Genomic DNA, 18,741 nt, shown 5'->3' with positions numbered 1-18,741 from the left:
AACTGCTTGGGGCGCACCTCGCGCGAAGCCGGCCACAGCCGCGTTCCGGCACCGCCGCACATGATCAGGGGGATAATGCGTTTGTCCATCGTCATTTCAAACCTTGAGGTCGTTCCGATACCAGGTGACAAAATTACGAATTCCGTGCGCGATCGGCGTTGACGGTGCAAAGCCGCTATCGCGCATCAGATCCTCGACATCCGCGAACGTTTCCAAAAGGTCTCTCGGCAGCAATTCTTTGATCGCCGTCCGACCCAGCTCCGGCTCCAGAACTCCGACGACGTGCATCAGCTCTTCCGCGTGGTGGTTGCCGACATTGTAGACCTTAGACGGCGCATTTGCGGCAGCCGGACGATCTGCGGTGATCCCTCATCCTGTTCCCAAGGACCGCTTCGCCCGATCCGTCGCTCGATCTTTCGCCCGCGGCGCCTCTTTAGCCTCCGCATCGGCGGGGCCGCAATAGCCCCGCCGCCCTGCATGCGGGCTCCTGATCACCGCTATTGCAAGATCGGCGCCAAAACCATACCAAAGCGGCCGAATTCGGCGCCTTGCGTCGGGTTGCTTCAAAACCCTTGTTCATGCGGGCGAAATGCGCCGAATCCTGCTGTCGACGGCCAAGATCCTGATTTCCGGAGCGCTGCTGTACCTGGCGCTGCGCAAGGTCGATCTGTCCGAACTGTTTTCGCGCTTCACCCTGACCAGCCTGTTCTGGATCGGCTTGGCGATCGCCGTCACGTTCCTGCAAATCTTCGTCGGCGTGTTGCGTTGGCGCGAGATCAGCGCCGCATGCGGCGCCCCGCTCGAGCTCGGCCGGGCCATGCGCTACAACGTGATCGGATCGTTCTTCAACCAGACCCTGCCCTCGGCGATCGGCGGCGATGCGGTCCGGCTGTGGCTCGTCGCGCGCGCCGGCGCCGGCTGGCGCGCTGCGACCTACTCGATCTTCGTCGACCGCGCGATCGGTTTGATCGCGCTCGCGATCATGATCGTCGCGAGCCTGCCCTGGAGTTACGGCCTCATCGCCGATCCGCACGGACGCTCGGCGCTGCTGCTCGTCGACCTCGCGGCGCTCGCGGGTGGCCTCGGCTTCCTGGTCTTCGGCGCGCTGAAATGGCACTGGCTGAAAACCTGGTGGGCCACGCATCACATCCACGCCTGTGCCGTGATCGCCAACCGCGTGATCTTCAGCCGCTCGCGCGGACCGGCCGTCGTGATCCTGTCGCTCGCCGTGCATGTGCTGGCCGTCGTGGTCGCCTGGTGCGTCGTGCAGTCGATCGCCGCGCCGGTCGGATTCAGCGACGTCTTTATGCTGGTGCCACCGGTGATGCTGATCACGATGATGCCGATCTCGATCGCCGGCTGGGGCGTGCGGGAAGCCACCATGGGCCTCGCGTTCGGCTTCGCGGGCCTGGCCGCAAACGAGGGCGTCAACGTCTCGCTGCTGTTCGGCGCCGTGTACTTCATCGTCGGCGCGATCGGCGGTCTGGTCTGGATCCTCAGCGCCGAGAAAGCCGCGCAGGGATCGGCGCCGCTCGGAGTGCCGGAGTGAGCGCGGCCATCGATGCGCTCGGCGCCGTCCCCTCGCTGCTTGCCGTTGCGATTGCCGCGCTGGTGTCGGGCGTCATCACCTGGACCAGCCGCCCCCTGCTCCAGCGTTACGCATTGGCGCGGCCCAACGCGCGGTCCTCTCATCGCATCCCGACCCCGCAGGGTGCGGGCATTGCCGTGATATCAGCGACGCTGCTGGTCGCATCAGCCTGGGCAGTCTGGGCGAACGTCGCGATTCCGCCGGCGCTGATCGCTGCGACAGTCTTGATCGCCGTGGTCGGATTTGCCGACGACATCAAGTCGCTGCCGGTGCTGGTACGGCTCGTGCTGCAGGCCGCAGCCGTCGGTGCCGTCGTGTTCACCACGCCCGAGACCGCGCGCATCGTGCCGGCGCTGCCGCTCGCCCTGGAGCGCGGACTGATCCTGCTGGCGGGCGTGTGGTTCGTGAACCTCGTCAACTTCATGGACGGGCTCGACCTGATGACGGTGGCGGAAGTGGTGCCGGTCACCGCGGCGCTGCTGCTGCTGGGACTGCTCGGCGATCTGTCGTGGCCGGCCGCGCTGATCGCCGCGGCGCTGTGTGGCGCCATGCTCGGCTTTGCGCCGTTCAACAAGCCGGTCGCAAAAGTCTTCCTGGGCGATGTTGGCAGCCTGCCGATCGGCCTTTTGCTCGGCTGGTGCCTGCTCGAGCTCGCCTGGCGCGGGCAGCCCGCCGCGGCGCTGTTGCTGCCGGCCTATTACCTCGTGGATTCGACCATCACGCTGTTCCGGCGCATCGCCAGGCGCGAGCAGTTCTGGTCGGCGCATCGCTCGCATTTCTACCAGCGCGCCACCGATCACGGCTTCACGGTCTCCCGCGTGATCGGGGAGGTGTTCGCGCTCAATCTCGTGCTCGCGGGGCTTGCCATCGTCACCGCTCGCGCCGGCTCGATGACGATCACGTTGATCGCGCTGCTGGCGGGCGCAATCGCGATCGGCATCGTGCTGCGGCGATTCTCCCGTCCTCAGGCGTCCTGAGCCAGCAGTGCCAGCCGCAGCCCCTTTTCGAGAGACACCTGCGGCTGCCACCCGGTCGCAATCGCGTTTGACGAGGTTGAGCTCGAGCGAGCCGACCAGGCTGTCGTGCGTATCCTGGCGGCCCATCACTCTCAGCATCGTCCCGAGCAGGTCCGGCGGCATGCCGAACAGCCGCGAGTTCTTGCCGGCAGCCTTGGCCAGCCGCGCGATGAACTCGGGCGTCGAGACCTGCTCCTGATCAGGCCGCGGTCGACCCGAATTCCGGAATCGCGTCCTTCAGGATGGTCCTGATGGTGGCCCGATCGTCGCGCGCGATCGCCTGCTCCAGCGCCACAATCCATTTGCGCAGCGTCTGCATCGGCGGCTCGTTCGGCTGCGCGGCCATGATGCCGGGGACGCCGATCTCGCGGGTCGGCTCCTCGGAGGCGAACAGGATTTCGTGCAGGCGTTCGCCGGGCCGCATGCCCGTGAACACGATTTCGATGTCGTAGCCGGGTTGCAAGCCCGAGAGACGGATCATGCGCTCGGCGAGATCGACGATCTTCACCGGCTGGCCCATGTTGAGCACGTAGACCGACACGTCCGAGCGCTGCGTTCCGAGCGCATGCGTTGCCGCCGTGATGACGAGATCGCAGGCCTCGCGGATGGTCATGAAATAGCGGACCATGTCCGGATGCGTGACCGTCACGGGACCGCCGGCATCGATCTGGGCCTTGAACTTCGGCACCACCGAGCCGTTCGACGCGAGTACGTTACCGAACCGGACCGAGATCAGCCGCATCGACCGCCTGGCGCCGCCGTGACCGGCCGCAAGATCATGGTCGAGCGCCTGGCAATACATCTCGGCGAAGCGCTTGGTCAGGCCGAGCATCGACACCGGCTCGATGGCCTTGTCGGTCGAGATCATCACCATGGCTTCGGCACCGGCGCCGTGCGCGGCATCGGCAACGTTGATCGAGCCGAAGATGTTGGTCTTGACGCCCTCGCTCCAATCGCGCTCGAGGATCGGCACGTGCTTGAGCGCGGCGGCATGGAACACGATGTCCGGCTTGAACTCGGCCATCAGGCGCATGATGCGCTCACGGTCGCGGATGTCGGCGATCCGCCCTTCGATCGAAGCGGCAGTGCCGAGCGCCGCGAGCGTTTCCGTGATCGCGTAGAGCGCCGGCTCGGAATTTTCCACGATCAAAAGGCGCGCGGCGCCGAACGCGACGACACGCTCGCAGATCTCGGAACCGATCGAGCCGCCCCCGCCGGTGACGATCACCGCCTTGCCCTCGATCAGGGCCTCGAGCCGCGCATAGTCGATCTTTTCGCTCGGCCGCAGCAGCAGGTCCTCGACGGCGACGGCCGTGAGCCGTGGCGTATCGCCGCTCTCGAGCGAGGGCATTCGGCTCACGATCACGCCGAGCTTGCGCGCCCGCACCAGGATCGATTCGGGATGGGCCTCCGGCTCGAATGCCGTCGGCGTCATCACGACGCGCGCGATCCCCTTACCGCGCTTGGCGAAGTCGGCGATGACATCCTCGATGTCGTCGACGCCGCCCAGAACCGGGACGTTGCGGATGAACTGGCCGCGATCGGAACTCGACGGCGAGAGCACGCCGACCGGCCAGATGCGCTTGATCGCCCCGCTCTCGATTCCGCGCAACAGCACCTCGGCATCCGCGGCGCGGCCGATCAGCAGCGTCGGCGCGGCATCACCGGTGCGGGCGTGACGCCGAACCCGTGTATAGCGGAAATAGCGGTAGGCCATGCGCAACGCGCTGAGAAAGGAGATCTCGAGGAACCAGTAGAGGACGATGGTCACCTTGCCGAGGAAGAAGGCGCCGCGGACGTTGGGGGCGACGAAGATGTAGTCGAGCGCCAGGAGCGCAACCGTCAGCACGGTCGCGACGCGGATGATGTTCAGCGCGTCGGGCAGCGAGATGAAGCGCCATTTCGTCGTGGTCAAGTTGAAGACGAAGAACACGACCACGCTGAAGGCGAGGAAATAGGGCAGGATCTGGATCAGCAGCGGCAGGCGGTCGAAGAAGCCGTCGCCGCCTTCGAAGCGCAGATAAAAGGCGGCAAAAAGCGCCGCCGTGGTTGCCAGCAGGTCGTGGAGCGCGATCATGACATTGCGCAAGGTGAGATGCGAAAGACGCGTCATCCGCTGACCGATGAAAATCCGTTAGGTGCAACCTGACCGCGCTGATAACCCATCTCGCTAAGACATGCCAGTCAAGGCTGGCCGGTCAAGGTTTGCCATCCGGGCGGCCGTTCAGGAACCGGCTACTGCCGCCGTCGCCTCGGGCTGCTGGGCCCGGATCACCATGCCACCGGCAACGCCGACGCCGATGACGTACATCCAGCCCTCGTGGAAGTCGAACAGGTGGGATTTGAACAGCGAGGTGAAGACGTTCTGGATCACGACCAGGAGGCTGACCCAGTTTACGAGCCCGTCGCCACGAAACAACAGCAGATGCAGGATCCAGATTGCGTAGAGAACGGCGACGCCGATGATGCCCCGTTGCACGGCAACGTTCAGCGTCTGTTATGCGGGTTGCCGATCACCTCGGCGGACGCCAGGTTCTGATCGCCGGGCGTCGCGGCCCGCTCGAACAATCCACGCGTCGAGCCGGTGCCGTGCCCCTTGATCGGCGCCTCCGAGAAGAAGCCGAGGGATTTCCGCCAGAATTCGAGCCGCAAGCCGGCCGAGGTCGACTCGCCTTTTTCGACATAGCGCGTGTAGTCGCTGGCAAAGCTGTCGGCGGTCTTGCGCAATTGCGGCGAGGCCTGCCAGGCGAGAACCGCGCCCACGAGCAGGGCGGCGGAGATGATCGCGATGCTGCGCCATCTCAGATGAAGCAACGCAAACACACCGAAGGATCGGAATGGTGATGAGCGCGGTGCGCGATACCACCACGAACACCATGTTGAAGAAGAAGGCGAGCGCAAGCGCCGTGAGCAGCCCGGCGGATTTGAGCGCGAGGTCGGGGTAGAAGGCGACGAGCCAGGACATCACCGACAACAGCGCGCAGGACACCAGGAAGGCGACAAACACCCAATGTCCGCGCGGCGAGCGCGCAAAATGATAGAACAGGATCGGCAGCACCAGCAGCTTGACGGTCGGATTGACTGCGTAGAAGCGCGCCCCCAGGCCGCGTCCGACCACAGCGTCCCGACCAGCGCGACCAGGACCAGCGCAATCGGCGCCACACAGATCGGACGCTTGAGCGATTGCAGGAACTCACGGACGTCGAGGAACGGCACCATGCAGAGCAGCATCAGGACATTGAATATCGCCGCAAGCGACGTCGACCATGGTAGCGAGGCCGCAGTCAGGATCGCAAACAGATCGACCGTCTCGGACCAGGCCGCCGGACTGCGCAGACGCCGCCACAGCACCTGGCCGGTCGTCGCCCCGGCGAGCGTCGTCACTTGCCCTCTCCCCGCGCGCGATGAACCAGCGCCGTCGTGCTGAAGCCTTGGAGAATGTCGACCAGCACCACGGTCCCGCCCGCGGCCTCGACGACCTCATGGCCGACCACCTGCTCGCGGGTGTAATCACCCCCTTTGATCAGCGCGCTCGGCTTGATGCGGGTGATCAGGTCGATCGGCGTATCCTCATCGAAAATAACGACGAGATCGACGGCTTCGAGCGCCGCCAGCACTTCCGCACGCGCTCGCTCGTCCTGAACGGGGCGGTCGGCGCCCTTCAGCCGCCGTACCGAGGCGTCGCTGTTCAGCCCCACGATCAGGCGGTCGCAGGCGGAGCGCGCCGCTGTCAGCACCTTGACGTGGCCGGGATGCAGGATGTCGAAGCAGCCATTGGTGAAGCCGACGCGCTGGCCTTGCTTCTTCCATTCCGCGAGCTGCGCGTCGAGCGCGCCGGGCTCGAGCACGATCTTCTCCTCGGCCGCGAGATAGGCATGCGGCAATATTTTTCGTTTCAGCTCGGCCGCACTCACGCTGGCGGTGCCCTGCTTGCCGACGGCGACGGCGGCCGCGGCACTGGCCATGCGAAGCGCCGTGTCCCAGTCCGCGCCCGTGGCGAGCGAGACCGCGAGCGCCGCGGCAACGGTGTCGCCGGCGCCGGAGACGTCGCGCACCTTGACCGGAAACGCCGGAACGTGAACGGCGTCGCCGTTGCGCGGCACCAGCGTCATGCCGTGCTCGCCTTGGGTGACCAGGATCGCTTCGCAATCGGCGAGCCGCATTACGTCCTCGCTGGCATCGACGATGCTCTGCGGCGTGTCGGCGCGGCTTCGGGTCGCTTCCGAAAATTCCTTGCGATTGGGCGTGAGCAGCGTCGCGCCGCGATAGATCGCCCAGTTTACGCTTTTGGGATCGACGATCACGGGCTTAGCGAGTTTTCGCGCGGCGTCGATGGTGTGGCGGATGACGCGGGCGGTCAGCACGCCCTTGGCGTAGTCGGACAGCAGCACGATGTCGGCGCGCGCGATCTGCGGCAGGATTGCTTCGATCAGCTTGGTCTCGATCGTATCGGAAGCAGGCTGTGCCTGCTCCCAATCCGCACGCAGCATATGCGTGGAAAAATGCTCGGAGACGAAACGCACTTTTCGCGTGGTCGGACGCGAGGGATCGCACACCAGCACGCTTTCGATGGCGCCCTGCTCCGCAAGCGTCGAGGCGAGCTGCCTGCCCGCCTCGTCCTCGCCGACGAGGCCGACGAAGATGCAGCGCGCGCCGAGCGCGGCGACGTTGCGCGCGACATTGCCGGCGCCGCCGATATGGATCTCGCTGCGCTGGGCCGCGATGACAGGCGCCGGCGCCTCCGGCGATATCCGCGACACCTCGCCATAGACGAACTCGTCCAGCATGATGTCGCCGATGCACAGCACCGTGCAGCCTGAGATGGCTTGCGCGAGGGCATCGAAATCGAGAATGGGCGTCGGCATGGTGATGGACCTCAGCGGAAGCGGTCGGGCCGGTCGAGATAATCCCCGACATAGGCCTTCACCGCGTCCTCGAGCGTCGTGAAACCGCCATTGTAGCCGGCGCGGTGGAGGCGATCGACCTCACTCTGGGTGAAGTACTGGTAGCTGCCGCGGATCTGCTCGGGCATGTCGATGTATTCGATGTTGGGGCCGGCGCCGAGCGCAGCATAAGCCGCCAACATCAGGTCCCTGAAGCTGCGTGCCTTGCCGGTGCCGACATTGAACAGCCCGGACACCGAGGGCGTTGCCAGCAGCCACATGATCACGCGCACGACGTCGTCGACATAGATGAAATCGCGGCGCTGATCGCCGTCGGCGATGCCCTCGCGATGCGACTTGAACAATTGCACGACGCGGCCCGCTTTGACGTCGTCGAAGCGGCGCGCCAGAACGCTCATCATCGAGCCCTTGTGGTATTCGTTGGGGCCGAACACGTTGAAGAATTTCAGTCCGGCCCATTGCGGCGGCAGCTTCTCGCCGTTCGCGGCGCGCTTGGCGACGGCGAGATCGAACAGGTGCTTGCTCCAGCCGTAGAGGTTCATCGGCCGCAGTTTTTTCAGTGCAGACACAGAGCTGTCGTCGTCAAATCCTGCTTCGCCGTCGCCATAGGTCGCCGCCGAGGAGGCGTAGATCAACGGCACCGCATTCGCCGTGCACCAGTCCAGGAGGCGCATCGACAGGCGGAAATTGGTCTCGAACACCAGGTCGCCGTCGGTCGCGGTGGTCGCGGAAATCGCCCCGAGATGGATCACGGCATCGAGCTTGCGGCCCTGCAGCCAGTCCGGCAGCTCAGCTGGCGGCACGATATCCAAAAGCTGCCGCTTGGCGAGGTTGCGCCATTTGCCCTCGTTGCCAAGGAAATCGCAGACGACCACGTCGCTGCGGCCGGCCTCGTTCAGCGCGGCGACGACATTCGATCCGATAAAACCGGCCCCGCCGGTCACCAGCAACATTCCAACTTCCCTGCCAGATTCCGCCTGCCCGAAGTTTTGCGGCCCGGTTCTGCCCTAGCGCATGATCCGCCAAAGTGTAAGCGGTTTTGGGATTGCCACTCAGCCGGCTTTACCTGCCGGCCCGGAGCGGCTAACCGAACCGCCACATCAGCGCACCCCGGCCCTTTAACGAATGAACCAAGATTCGCAATTTAATGGGGAGGCAGATCGGGGCGACACGCGCCCGATCCTGATCGTCCCCTACATGTGGATCGGCGATTTCGTCCGGAATCACACCGTCGTGCGGGTCCTGAATGAGCGCTGGCCGAACCGGCCGGTCGATCTGCTCACGACCTCCCTATGCGCGCCCCTGGTCGATTACATGCCGGGCGTGCGCGAAGCGATCGTCTGGGACCTGCCGCGCGGGCGACTCGCCGTGGGCCGCCAGCTCGGCTTGGCGAAGCTCCTGCGCGAGCGGAACTACGGCACCGCCCTGGTGCTGCCCCGGACCTGGAAGGCCGCCATTGCGCCCGCTTTGGCCGGCATTCCGGAAAGGGTCGGCTTCGTCGGCGAGTTCCGGTTCGGCCTGCTCAATCGCTGGCGTTGGGGCGAAAAGAAGCTGCCCCGCTTCATCGACAAGAACGCCGCCCTCGCCCAGTCCGATGGCGCCCCGCTGCCTCCGGAATGGCCGGTGCCGCAGTTGCGGGTTCAAGCCGAGGACATCGTCCGCTGGCGGCAGGCCAATGGCCTCAGCGCCGGCGCCGCGGTGGCGCTGGCCCCCGGCTCGGTCGGCGTCTCAAAACGTTGGACCTACTATCCCGAGGCCGCCCGCTTGCTGGCCGAGCGCGGCCTTGAGGTCTGGGTTGTCGGCGGCCCCGGGGAAAAGGGACTGGCCCAGGAGATCGTCGCGGCCGGCGGCCCGGGGGTCCGGGACCTCACCGGCAATGATCTGCGCAACGGCGTGCTGGCCATGGCTGCAGCCGGCGTCGCGATCTCCAACGATTCCGGCCTGATGCACATCGCAGCCGCCCTGGGCACGCCGACCACGGGCATCTTCGGGCCGACCAGCCCCTATCTCTGGGCCCCCCTCAACGGCCTCGCCGCGACCGTGGTGCAGGACAAGAGCGTGCTCTCCTGCCAACCCTGCCAGAGCACGATCTGCAAGATGAACGACCACCGCTGCATGCGAGATATCGCGGCGAGCGAGGTGGTGGAGATTGCGCAGCGGGTGCTGGGTGAGGTGGGGACAAGGGCTTCGACCTGAAGGCCGTCGAGGCTATGCCGACGATGACATCATACCGGTGTTTTGCCCGACGAGTCAAATCGACTTCGTAAAATCCGCAGCTTCGGGATGCCGGCCAAGGCCATTGATTTCGTTGGCCTCGGCTACTGTGCATGGGGTTGTTTTCGCGATTTTTTGTTTGCTGCCCTGAAGGCGATGCTCAAAGCAGCGGCCGATAGACGTCCCCGATCCGTGACGCCTCCGCATCGAGGCTGAATTGCGCGAGCACCCGTGCCCGCCCGCGCTCGCCCATAGCAATCGCGGCGGCCACGTCACGCATCAGCGGTTCGACCGCTGCAGCCAGCGCGTCCGCATCACCGGTCGGGATCAGCACGCCGGTCACGCCATCCTCGACCACGAGTTCGGCCGCGCCGGCGCGCGCGGCGACCAGCGCGCTGCCGGCCGCCATCGCCTCGATCAACGTCAGGCCAAAACCTTCGTTGCGCGAGGTGAAGGCGTAGATGGTCAGCCGCTGATACCAGCGCTGCACGTCTGCGATCGGCAGCTCGCCCGTGATGACGATGCGCGATTGCAGGCCGGCGGCCTCGATCCGCTTCTTCAGGTCGTTTGCAAAAACGGTTTGCTCCGGTGTGACCTGGCCGACGATGATTGCGGTGAAATCCGGATAGCGCGGCAGCAAGCGGCACATCGCATCGACGAACACATCGGTGCCCTTCTGCGCGCGTACCCGGCCGAAGCAGCCGATCGCATAGCGGCCCGGCAACGCGGTTTCCGCGAAGGCAGCAGTGCGGTCGAGCGGCGGCGCATAGATTGCGGTGTCGACGCCATGCGGAATCACCGTCGCCTTCACCTTCAGGAACGAGGCCGAAAGATCTGATGTCGCGATGATCGCGTCCATGCGCCGGATCAGCCAGCGCGTGATCCAGCTATGATGGCGCTGTGCCGCCGAGGTGAAGACGAGCTTGAGCGGCCAACCGAGCGCGCGCAACAGCACACCCGCGATCATCTCGTTGTTGCGGCGCGCGTGCCAGATCAGCGGTGCCTTGCGGCGCCACAATCTCAGGAGATCGGTACCGCCCAGGCGTGCGATCCCCTCCGGCGCGTCGGAGCCGAACCACGCGGCGCGAAACAGCTTTGCCAGCCGCGGCGCCACCATCCGGTTGGTCGCGGTGACCCCGGAATAGCGCCTGTGCAGATTTGGCACGATCACTTCGAGATCGCCTGGGGAATTCGCCACGCTACGCTCCGTTTCGAAAGTCCCTATACGCAACATTAAGCATAGTGACCAGTTCAGCCGCGCCGACACCCACTCTTCACCACGTAAACGTTAGCTTGGAGCGTTGATCGAGGACGGGTGAGATCATGACTGTGCTTGTCACCGGCGGTGCCGGCTATATCGGAAGCCACACGGTTCTGGCGCTGGCGGAAGCCGGCGAGGACGTCGTCGTGATCGACGATCTCTCCACCGGTTTCTCGTCCTATCTGCCCGAAGGCGTGCCGCTGTTCATTGGCGATGCCGGCGACGAGAACCTGCTCGAAGGCGTGATCGCCCAGCACAACATCGAGAGCATCATCCATTTCGCGGGCTCGGTGGTCGTGCCGGATTCGATGCGCGATCCGCTCGGCTATTACCGAAACAATTTCACGACCGCGCGCAACCTGCTCAACGTCGCGGTCAAGCGCGGCATCGACCGCTTCATCTTCTCCTCGACCGCGGCGGTCTACGGCGATCCGGACCAGGTGCCGGTGCCCGAGCATGCGCCGACACGGCCGCTGTCGCCCTACGGTTCGTCGAAGCTGATGACCGAGATCATGCTGCACGACGTCGCCGCCGCCTACGGCATGCAGTACGTCACCCTGCGCTATTTCAACGTCGCCGGCGCCGATCCGCAGGCGCGCATTGGATTGGCCACCGTCGGCGCCACGCACCTGCTCAAGATCGCGGTGGAAGCCGCGACCGGCCAGCGCGCCAAGATCGACGTGTTCGGCACCGACTATCCGACCCAGGATGGCAGCTGCATCCGCGACTTCATCCATGTCACGGACCTGTCGCAGGCGCATCGCTCGGCGCTCGCTTATTTGCGCAACGGCGGCGCCTCGACGACGCTCAATTGCGGCTATGGCCGCGGCTACTCGGTGCTGGAGACCATCGACGCGGTGCGCCGTGTGTCGGGCCGCAGCTTCGCCGTACAATACGCCCCGCGCCGGCCCGGCGACATCATGACCATGGTCGCCGACACCAGCCGGATCCGGGGCCTGCTCGACTGGAAGCCGCAATACGACGACCTCGAGACCATCGCCGCGCATGCGCTGGCGTGGGAGGACAAGCTGTTCCGCGAGCGCCACGGCGAGCTCCGCCACGCCGCCTCGGCCTAGATTCCATTCCAGCGCAAGCCCTAATTGGGCTTGAAAAGCGCTGGCTTAGCGGGCACAGAGGCCGCTCGATCCCTGACGCGCGGGCAGGCTTATTCCTGTGCCGTCAATGGACTGCGGATGGCTCAGTTTCCAAAGAAAATCACCGACGATCCCTATGCGGCAGCGGTGCTGATTCGCCGCCTGGTCACGGAACAGGGCATCATCTACTGGCGGCGCTACCTCGTCGCCTTCGCGCTGATGGCGCTTGCCGCCGGATCGACCGCGGGCGCGACCTACGTGCTCGGCCAGGTCATCAACCAGGCCTATGTCGACAAGAACATCCCGGGCATCGCGATGTTCTCGGGCATCACCGTGATCCTGCTCTTCATCAAGGGCGTGGCGACCTACGGCCACATGGTGATCCTGACCAAGATCTCCAACGCCATCCTCGCCACCAACCAGCGCCAGCTGTTCGCCAAGTTGATGCGCGAGAGCGTCGGATTCTTCTCCGAGCGGCATTCGTCGGAATTCCTGGCGCGGCTGACGGCCGGCGCGAAGTCCATCACCGATGTCCTCAGCATGCTGGTCAACGCCGTCGGGCGCGACCTCATGATGCTGCTCGCCATGATCGGCGTGATGGTGTGGCAGGATCCGGTGATGTCGTTCATCGGCCTCGTCGCCGTGCCACCGGCGATGCTGGTGCTGCGCAAGCTGGTCAAGCGCATCAAGGGGCTCGCCTACAACCAGTTCACCGGCACCGCCGACATCCTGGAGACGATGCAGGAATCGCTGCAGGGCATCCGCACGGTGAAAGCATTCACGCTCGAAGACACCATGCAGACCCGCATCGACGAGAACATCGCGATCGTCGAGCGCAACGCCAACAAGATGGCTCGCGTCGCCAACCGCTCCAATCCGCTGATGGAGATGCTCGGCGGCTTCGCGGTCGCCGGCTGTTTGCTTTACGGCGGCTATAGCGTAGTCGCCCTCAACGCCACGCCCGGCGCGTTCTTTTCCTTCATGACCGCGTTCCTGATGGCGACCGAGCCGGCCAAGCGGCTGGCGCGGCTCAACATCGACCTCAACAGCCAGCTCGTTGGCGCCCGCATGCTGCTGGAAGTCGTCGACAGCCCCGCGAGCGAGCATTCCGACGACGACAAGCCGGCGCTGAAACTGTCGACTGCGCGCATCGAGCTGCGCGACGTCAGCTTTTCCTATCGCAACGGTGAGACCGTCCTCAATCGCATGAGCTTTGTTGCCGAGCCCGGCAAGGTCACTGCGCTGGTCGGCCCCTCCGGCGGCGGCAAATCGACCGTGCTGGGGTTGCTGCTGCGCTTCTACGAGGTGACGCAAGGCGACATCGTGATCGACGGCCAGTCGATCGGCGCGGTCTCGCGAAAATCGCTGCGGGCCCAGACCGCCTATGTCGGTCAGGACGTCTATCTGTTCCGCGACACCATCCGCAGCAACATCGCGTTCGGCCGCGCGGGCGCGACCGAAGACCAGATCATCGACGCCGCCAAGGCGGCCTGCGCGCATGATTTCATCATGGGCTTCCCGCTCGGCTACGACACGCCCGTCGGCGAGCACGGCACGCAGCTGTCCGGCGGCCAGCGCCAGCGCATCGCGGTTGCGCGCGCGCTGATCAAGAACGCGCCGATCATCCTGCTCGACGAAGCCACCGCCGCGCTCGATTCCGAGTCCGAGCGGCAGGTGCAAGAGGCGATCGAGCATCTCTGCCAGAACCGCACCACCATCGTGATCGCGCACCGCCTGCACACCATCATGCACGCCGATGCGATCCTGGTGGTCGAGGCCGGCGAGATCGTCGAGCAGGGCCGGCATGACGAGTTGCTCCGCCGCGGCGGCCGCTACGCCTCGTTCTTCCGCCTGCAACATCACGACGCCGGTGCTCTGGCGCCGATCAGCGCAACCGCATAGAGTTCCCTTCACCTCAAGAGCAGCGAGATCGCACCATGAACGCCGCCCCCTACGTCATCCCGCTTCCGACCCAGGCTTCGCTTCCCGTCGTCGGGGAAAGCGGCCGTTATCCCGTGCGCCGCATCTGGTGCGTCGGCCGCAACTATCTCGAGCACATCCGCGAGATGGGCAATGACGAGCGCGCCCCGCCGTTCTTCTTCGCCAAGCACGCCGACATGCTGGTGCCCGACGGCGCCACCATTCCCTATCCGCCGCTGACCAAGGATCTCCATCACGAGGTCGAGCTGATCGTCGCGATGAAGAGCGGCGGCCTCAACATTCCCGCCGACAAGGCGCTCGACCATGTCTACGGCTATGCCGTCGGCATCGACCTGACCCGCCGCGACCTGCAGATCGCCTCGCGCAAGAAGGAGCGTCCGTGGGAGGTCGGCAAGTCGTTCGACTATTCGGCGCCCTGCTCCGCAGTGCAGCCGGCATCGAAGATCGGCCACCCCGCCAAGGGCAAGATCTGGCTCACGGTCAACGGCAAGGAAGCGCAGAAGGGCGACCTCACAGAGCTGATCTGGAACGTGCCCGAGATCATCTGGCAGCTCTCGCAGCAGGTGAAGCTCGCCGCCGGCGACATCATCATGACGGGCACGCCGGCCGGCGTGTCGCAGCTTCAGCCCGGCGACAAGCTCGAATGTGGCGTCGACGGCGTCGGCACGCTGAAGGTGAGCATCGGTCAGCCGGAATAAGGCTGAGCTCGAGATCACGGGACAGCAAAGCCCCGGGCATCGCGTCCCGGGCTTTTTTGCGCATTCAAGTTCGTCGCTCGTACGCCCCCGCGGCGTTGATGTCCTTTCCCGTGTAATCGGTCATCATCGCGGTCGCCACCAGCGTCACGACCGCGCAAATCGCGATGTAGATCGCGATCGCGGTCGCCGAGTGGAACGTGCCGTACAGCCAGGTAGCGATCAGCGGTGCGGGGCCGCCGGCGATCACGGATGCGAGCTGATAGCCTAGCGAGGAGCCGCTGTAGCGCAGGCGTCCGGTGAAGCTCTCGGCGATCAAGGCGGCTTGCGGTCCATACTGCATGTCGTGCGGAATCAGCGACAGGATGATCGCGAGGAAGATGATGGTCAGCGACCCCGTATTGAGCATGGCGAAATAGACGAAGCCGAAGATGCCCGTCACGGCAGCGCCGAGCATATACATGTTCTTGCGGCCGATCTGATCGGAGATATGTCCGCACAGCGGGATCGACACGAACGACAGCACCGAGGCCGAGAGCACCGCGGTCAGCAGGAAGTCGCGCGATACGTGCAGGGTGCCGATGCCATAGGAGAACACGAAGGCCGTGAAGATGTAGAACGGCGCCTGCTCCGACATGCGCGCAAAGGCAGACAGTAGGATCTCCTTCGGGTATTCCCGGATCACCGTGAGCATCGGCGTGCGATCGACCTGGCGTTCGGCCACGAGCTTGGAGAACACCGGGGTTTCGAGAATGCCGAGCCTGATATAGAGGCCCACGCCGACCAGGATGATGCTGAGCGCGAAGGGAATACGCCAGCCCCATGCCAGGAACTGATCACCCGCCATCTGGCTGAACACCAGCACGGCAAGATTGGCGAGGAAAAGCCCGCAGGGCACACCGAACTGCGGCCATGATGCGATCAATCCACGGGATCGGTCGTTGCGCGCCCATTCCATCGACATCAGTACCGAGCCGCCCCACTCACCACCGACTCCGACGCCCTGAATGAACCGCAGCACGGTCAGGATCACGGCGCCCCAGATACCGATGCTGGCATAGGTCGGCACCACGGCCACCGCAGCGGTCGCCAGTCCCATCAAGAGCAAGGTCGCGATCAGCGTGGATTTACGTCCGATCCGGTCGCCATAATGGCCAAAGATTGCCGCGCCGACGGGCCGCGCGGCGAATCCGACCGCGTAGATCGCAAACGCCTCCAGCGTGCCGACCCAGGGATCCGAGTGAGGGAAGAAGAGCTTTGCGAAAACCAGACCCGTGACGGTGCTGTAAAGAAAGAAGTCATACCACTCGATCGCGGTCCCGATTGTGGAGGCGATCACGGCGCGGCGAAGCTGGCGCTGATGCTCGGGGGCGGTAAGTCGGGTGGCGTCGAGATCAAGGGTTGCCATGGGAGCGCATCCTCAGATTGGCCCCCGCTTGCGTGGTTTCACCTGTTATTGTTGCTGAAAAAACGACATTGGGTTCCAAGGGTTCCAACCGAGCTGGGATGAGAGGGTAAAACTTTAGTCGGCCCACAAGCCCGGCGGCATTACCAAGCCTTCACCGGCCGATTGGCGTGGCTTGTCTGCGGCACACCCCGATTGAGCGACATGTGCGAATGCACGCACAGCCAACCATCGCCATGTCTTGAAAACACCATCGTGGCCCGGCCGGGACGTGGAAACGCGCTGCCGTCGGGATGATAGCCCGTGCTCGTCCACGGCACGATCACGGTCGCTATCGTGTCATCGGACGATGCCAGGACCGAGGCCTGGTTGATGACGAAACGGAAGTCGGACGTCTTCGGCCACACGTTGTCCCATTGCGTGGTGACCCATAGGTCGAGGCCGGGAATGACGTCATTGTGCGTGCCGAAGGCCAGCACTTCCGGATGGAAAAGCGGCCGCGCCGAAGCATAGTCGACCTCGCGGACATAGCCCGCGAAGGTCTCCAGCCAGTGCTGAAAGAACTGCGTGATATCGGTATTCGCGGTCGGCAAGGAGGCCATCGTCTGCTCCATGTTCGGCAACTCAATCGCGGCAATCTTTGTTGCCATGAGGCGAACCGTCCAGCAAGATATGTGGAGAGCACCGGTGGAGATCGATCGACCAGCCGGGCCGATTTCATGGAGCCAGACTCATGAGACGCCTTCTCCTGCTTGCAGCCACGCTTATCGTCTCGTGCAACGTTGCCAGCGCGCAGTCCGTTCAGCCCTATGCCGGTCTTGAGCATCGCCCCATCAAGGCGCTGTCGCAGCAGCAGATCGACGGTCTTCGAGTCGGACGTGGCATGGGCCTGGCACTTGCCGCCGAGCTCAATGGATATCCCGGTCCGAGCCATGTTCTCGAGTTCGGTGATCGGCTTGACTTGACCGCGGATCAGCGCATCCGGGTTCAACGCCTCTTCGATGCCATGAAGCAAGAGGCGGTCCCGCTAGGTAACAAGCTGGTCGAGCAGGAAACGGAGTTGGACCGCCTCTTCTCCGCCCGCGTCGTGACGTCGGAGTCACTCAAGGCCGCCCTCGTGGCCATTTCGGAAACCCAGGCACTGCTCCGCGAAAGCCACCTCAAATACCATCTATCGACAACCGCCCTGCTCGATCAGAGCCAAATGCAGCGATACGCGGAGCTGCGCGGTTACCAACGCCCTGATGGCTCCGAAGAACACAAGCACCGTCGCTAAAGGCGATCACCGCAATGCCGACAGCACGATGATACCGAGGATCAGCGCCGTCAGCGAATATTTGAGCGTGTAGTAGACGTTGCGATTCCATTCCTTGACCTTGCGGCTCGCAAGATGGATCTCATAGAGCTTGCCGAACACCTTGTTGAGCAGGCCGACGCTCTCGCCGTCGACGTTCTGGGTTGCAGAGGCCTTGACGATGTGGTGGCTGACCCAACGGTTTATCGCGGTCATGAAGCCGTATTTCATCGGACGCTCGACGTCGCAGAACAGGATGATGCGGTTGACGTCGGTGGCATTCTCCGCACTGTGGATGAAGGTCTCGTCGAACATAAAGGCCTCGCCGTCGCGCCAGACGCATTCGACGCCGTCGACCAGGATGCGGCACTTGTTCGAGTTCGGCGTGACAAGACCGAGGTGGTAGCGCAGCGAACCGGCGAAGGGATCGCGGTGGGCGCCGAGCTTGCCGCCCGGCGGCAGCATCGCAAACATCGCACCATGCACGCTCGGAATGGAGTTGAGCAGCTCCACCGTCTTCGGGCACAGCGTGCGCGCCGAAGGCAGGAAGTCATCGTACCATTTCAGGTAAAAGCGTTTCCAGCCGCTCTTGAAGAACGAATAGAAGCCCCAATCGTTGTTCTTCGCCGCTGCGCGAATGAAGCCTTCGTCGAACAGGCGAACGGCCTCGTCGCGAATGGTCTCCCAATTTTCGCTGAGGGCTTTCAGCTCCGGAAACTGCTCCACCGGGATCACCGGCTTGTTCGGCACCGCCGAGCCCGCGTACATCAACACATTGTAGGGCGCGAGATAGGTGGAGTGGTCCCCGAGCTGGCGCGCTAAGCGCAGCCGCTGCTTGCCGCGGAAATGAACGTAGATCGTCGATGCAGCCAGCACATAGAAAATGACGAGTTGCGGCGCAAAAAGCTGTTTTAACATCTCCCCCATTCCCCGGTGATTCAACCGGGGACGTGATCTATCCCGACGCGGCCCAAGCGGCAAGATATTCGCCGGTGGGTTGCAATCACGCTCCAGAGATCAGGGTTGGGAACTTGAGGCCGAACCGAGCCGAATCAGGCCCGTGACAGGGCCTGGAGGCCCTTGAAGGTCAGGCGCTTGGGGTCGGTGACGCCGGCAAGATACAGGCGGCGGATGAACGCGATGACGGCGTCGCGGTCGCAATTGGTCAACGCCACGACGGCGTCGACCGCCATTCTCTGGGCTTCCATTGGGCTCACCTCGGCCTTGCAAGTAACCCCGGCCGAGACAGGCTAGGACTCCGCGGTTAATCCGGCGTTAACCGTTCGGGCAACATGGCCGATTCACCCGACCCGCCGTATACGCAAAACA

At 64.4% G+C, this 18,741-nt stretch carries 16 protein-coding genes and 2 pseudogenes; 7 read left to right on the top strand and 11 right to left on the bottom strand.

Features of this window, described 5'->3' with window-relative positions:
* Both AC0L3B_RS26600 and AC0L3B_RS26595 read right to left on the bottom strand, forming a co-directional pair.
* Positions 1-89 (bottom strand): sugar phosphate nucleotidyltransferase (locus AC0L3B_RS26600; RefSeq protein ID WP_473334121.1); only part of this gene is annotated, 89 nt, incomplete at its 3' end.
* A 7-nt stretch (positions 90-96) separates the two neighbouring features.
* Positions 97-366, bottom strand: a pseudogene (locus tag AC0L3B_RS26595) (UDP-glucuronate 5-epimerase); the annotation flags it as partial.
* A 223-nt stretch (positions 367-589) separates the two neighbouring features.
* Here AC0L3B_RS26595 and AC0L3B_RS26590 point away from each other — a divergent pair.
* Together AC0L3B_RS26590 and AC0L3B_RS26585 are read left to right on the top strand one after the other, a co-directional pair.
* Entirely contained in the window at positions 590-1,549 is a 960-nt protein-coding gene (locus tag AC0L3B_RS26590) for a lysylphosphatidylglycerol synthase transmembrane domain-containing protein (RefSeq protein ID WP_204511778.1), read from the top strand.
* Entirely contained in the window at positions 1,546-2,565 is a 1,020-nt protein-coding gene (locus AC0L3B_RS26585) for an MraY family glycosyltransferase (RefSeq protein WP_473381371.1), read from the top strand. The genes AC0L3B_RS26590 and AC0L3B_RS26585 overlap by 4 nt, the downstream gene beginning before the upstream one ends.
* A gap of 238 nt (positions 2,566-2,803) precedes the next feature.
* On the opposite strand, the gene AC0L3B_RS26580 is transcribed toward AC0L3B_RS26585, so the two are convergent.
* The 4 genes and pseudogenes from AC0L3B_RS26580 to rfaD form a co-directional block, all read right to left on the bottom strand.
* Positions 2,804-4,717 carry an SDR family NAD(P)-dependent oxidoreductase gene (locus AC0L3B_RS26580; protein ID WP_473381370.1) on the bottom strand — a complete coding sequence of 638 codons (1,914 nt, stop codon included), beginning with the start codon at positions 4,715-4,717 and terminating at the stop codon, positions 2,804-2,806.
* A 111-nt stretch (positions 4,718-4,828) separates the two neighbouring features.
* Positions 4,829-5,988: pseudogene (locus AC0L3B_RS26575) on the bottom strand (O-antigen ligase family protein).
* A complete protein-coding gene (rfaE1, locus tag AC0L3B_RS26570; RefSeq protein ID WP_473381369.1) occupies positions 5,985-7,469 on the bottom strand; it encodes a D-glycero-beta-D-manno-heptose-7-phosphate kinase in 1,485 nt (494 codons plus the stop codon). Before rfaE1 ends, AC0L3B_RS26575 begins: the two are co-directional and overlap by 4 nt.
* Positions 7,470-7,480: 11 nt before the next feature.
* Complete coding sequence (rfaD, locus tag AC0L3B_RS26565) at positions 7,481-8,461, bottom strand: ADP-glyceromanno-heptose 6-epimerase (RefSeq protein ID WP_247386258.1); 981 nt, start codon at positions 8,459-8,461, stop codon at positions 7,481-7,483.
* A gap of 172 nt (positions 8,462-8,633) precedes the next feature.
* On the opposite strand from rfaD, the gene waaF reads away from it, so the two are divergent.
* Positions 8,634-9,704 (top strand): lipopolysaccharide heptosyltransferase II, encoded by a 1,071-nt coding sequence (gene waaF / locus AC0L3B_RS26560; protein ID WP_473381368.1) that lies wholly within the window; start codon positions 8,634-8,636, stop codon positions 9,702-9,704.
* A gap of 178 nt (positions 9,705-9,882) precedes the next feature.
* Here the strand turns inward: waaF and AC0L3B_RS26555 are convergent, their stop codons facing one another.
* On the bottom strand, positions 9,883-10,920 hold the full coding sequence (locus AC0L3B_RS26555; RefSeq protein WP_473381367.1) for a glycosyltransferase family 4 protein: 1,038 nt from the start codon (positions 10,918-10,920) through the stop codon (positions 9,883-9,885).
* 125 nt (positions 10,921-11,045) lie between these two features.
* Here AC0L3B_RS26555 and galE point away from each other — a divergent pair, with 125 nt between their 5' ends.
* The 3 genes from galE to AC0L3B_RS26540 all read left to right on the top strand — a co-directional run bounded on the left by galE (position 11,046) and on the right by AC0L3B_RS26540 (position 14,716).
* Positions 11,046-12,059, top strand: coding sequence for a UDP-glucose 4-epimerase GalE (gene galE, locus AC0L3B_RS26550; protein ID WP_368507605.1), 1,014 nt, complete (start codon positions 11,046-11,048; stop codon positions 12,057-12,059).
* A 117-nt stretch (positions 12,060-12,176) separates the two neighbouring features.
* Positions 12,177-13,979 carry an ABC transporter ATP-binding protein gene (locus tag AC0L3B_RS26545; RefSeq protein WP_473381366.1) on the top strand — a complete coding sequence of 601 codons (1,803 nt, stop codon included), beginning with the start codon at positions 12,177-12,179 and terminating at the stop codon, positions 13,977-13,979.
* Between the two features lie 35 nt (positions 13,980-14,014).
* Positions 14,015-14,716, top strand: a complete 702-nt coding sequence (locus AC0L3B_RS26540; RefSeq protein WP_368507603.1) for a fumarylacetoacetate hydrolase family protein — start codon at positions 14,015-14,017, stop codon at positions 14,714-14,716.
* 64 nt (positions 14,717-14,780) lie between these two features.
* Here the strand turns inward: AC0L3B_RS26540 and AC0L3B_RS26535 are convergent, their stop codons facing one another.
* A complete protein-coding gene (locus AC0L3B_RS26535; RefSeq protein WP_247378041.1) occupies positions 14,781-16,121 on the bottom strand; it encodes an MFS transporter in 1,341 nt (446 codons plus the stop codon).
* 140 nt (positions 16,122-16,261) lie between these two features.
* The gene (locus AC0L3B_RS26530; protein ID WP_473381376.1) at positions 16,262-16,720 is read right to left on the bottom strand and encodes a YybH family protein; all 459 of its coding nucleotides are present in this window, start codon (positions 16,718-16,720) and stop codon (positions 16,262-16,264) included.
* Between the two features lie 131 nt (positions 16,721-16,851).
* Here AC0L3B_RS26530 and AC0L3B_RS26525 point away from each other — a divergent pair, with 131 nt between their 5' ends.
* Positions 16,852-17,394, top strand: a complete 543-nt coding sequence (locus AC0L3B_RS26525) for a periplasmic heavy metal sensor (RefSeq protein ID WP_473381365.1) — start codon at positions 16,852-16,854, stop codon at positions 17,392-17,394.
* Between the two features lie 6 nt (positions 17,395-17,400).
* Here AC0L3B_RS26525 and AC0L3B_RS26520 read toward each other — a convergent pair whose 3' ends face one another.
* Positions 17,401-18,330, bottom strand: coding sequence for an aspartyl/asparaginyl beta-hydroxylase domain-containing protein (locus tag AC0L3B_RS26520; RefSeq protein WP_473381364.1), 930 nt, complete (start codon positions 18,328-18,330; stop codon positions 17,401-17,403).
* A gap of 134 nt (positions 18,331-18,464) precedes the next feature.
* Positions 18,465-18,620, bottom strand: coding sequence for a hypothetical protein (locus AC0L3B_RS26515; protein ID WP_473381363.1), 156 nt, complete (start codon positions 18,618-18,620; stop codon positions 18,465-18,467).
* Positions 18,621-18,741 lie beyond the last annotated feature (121 nt).

The sequence above is a fragment of the Bradyrhizobium sp. Kon56 genome, from assembly GCF_055807635.1.
This window is presented reverse-complemented; position numbering and strand designations above follow the sequence as displayed.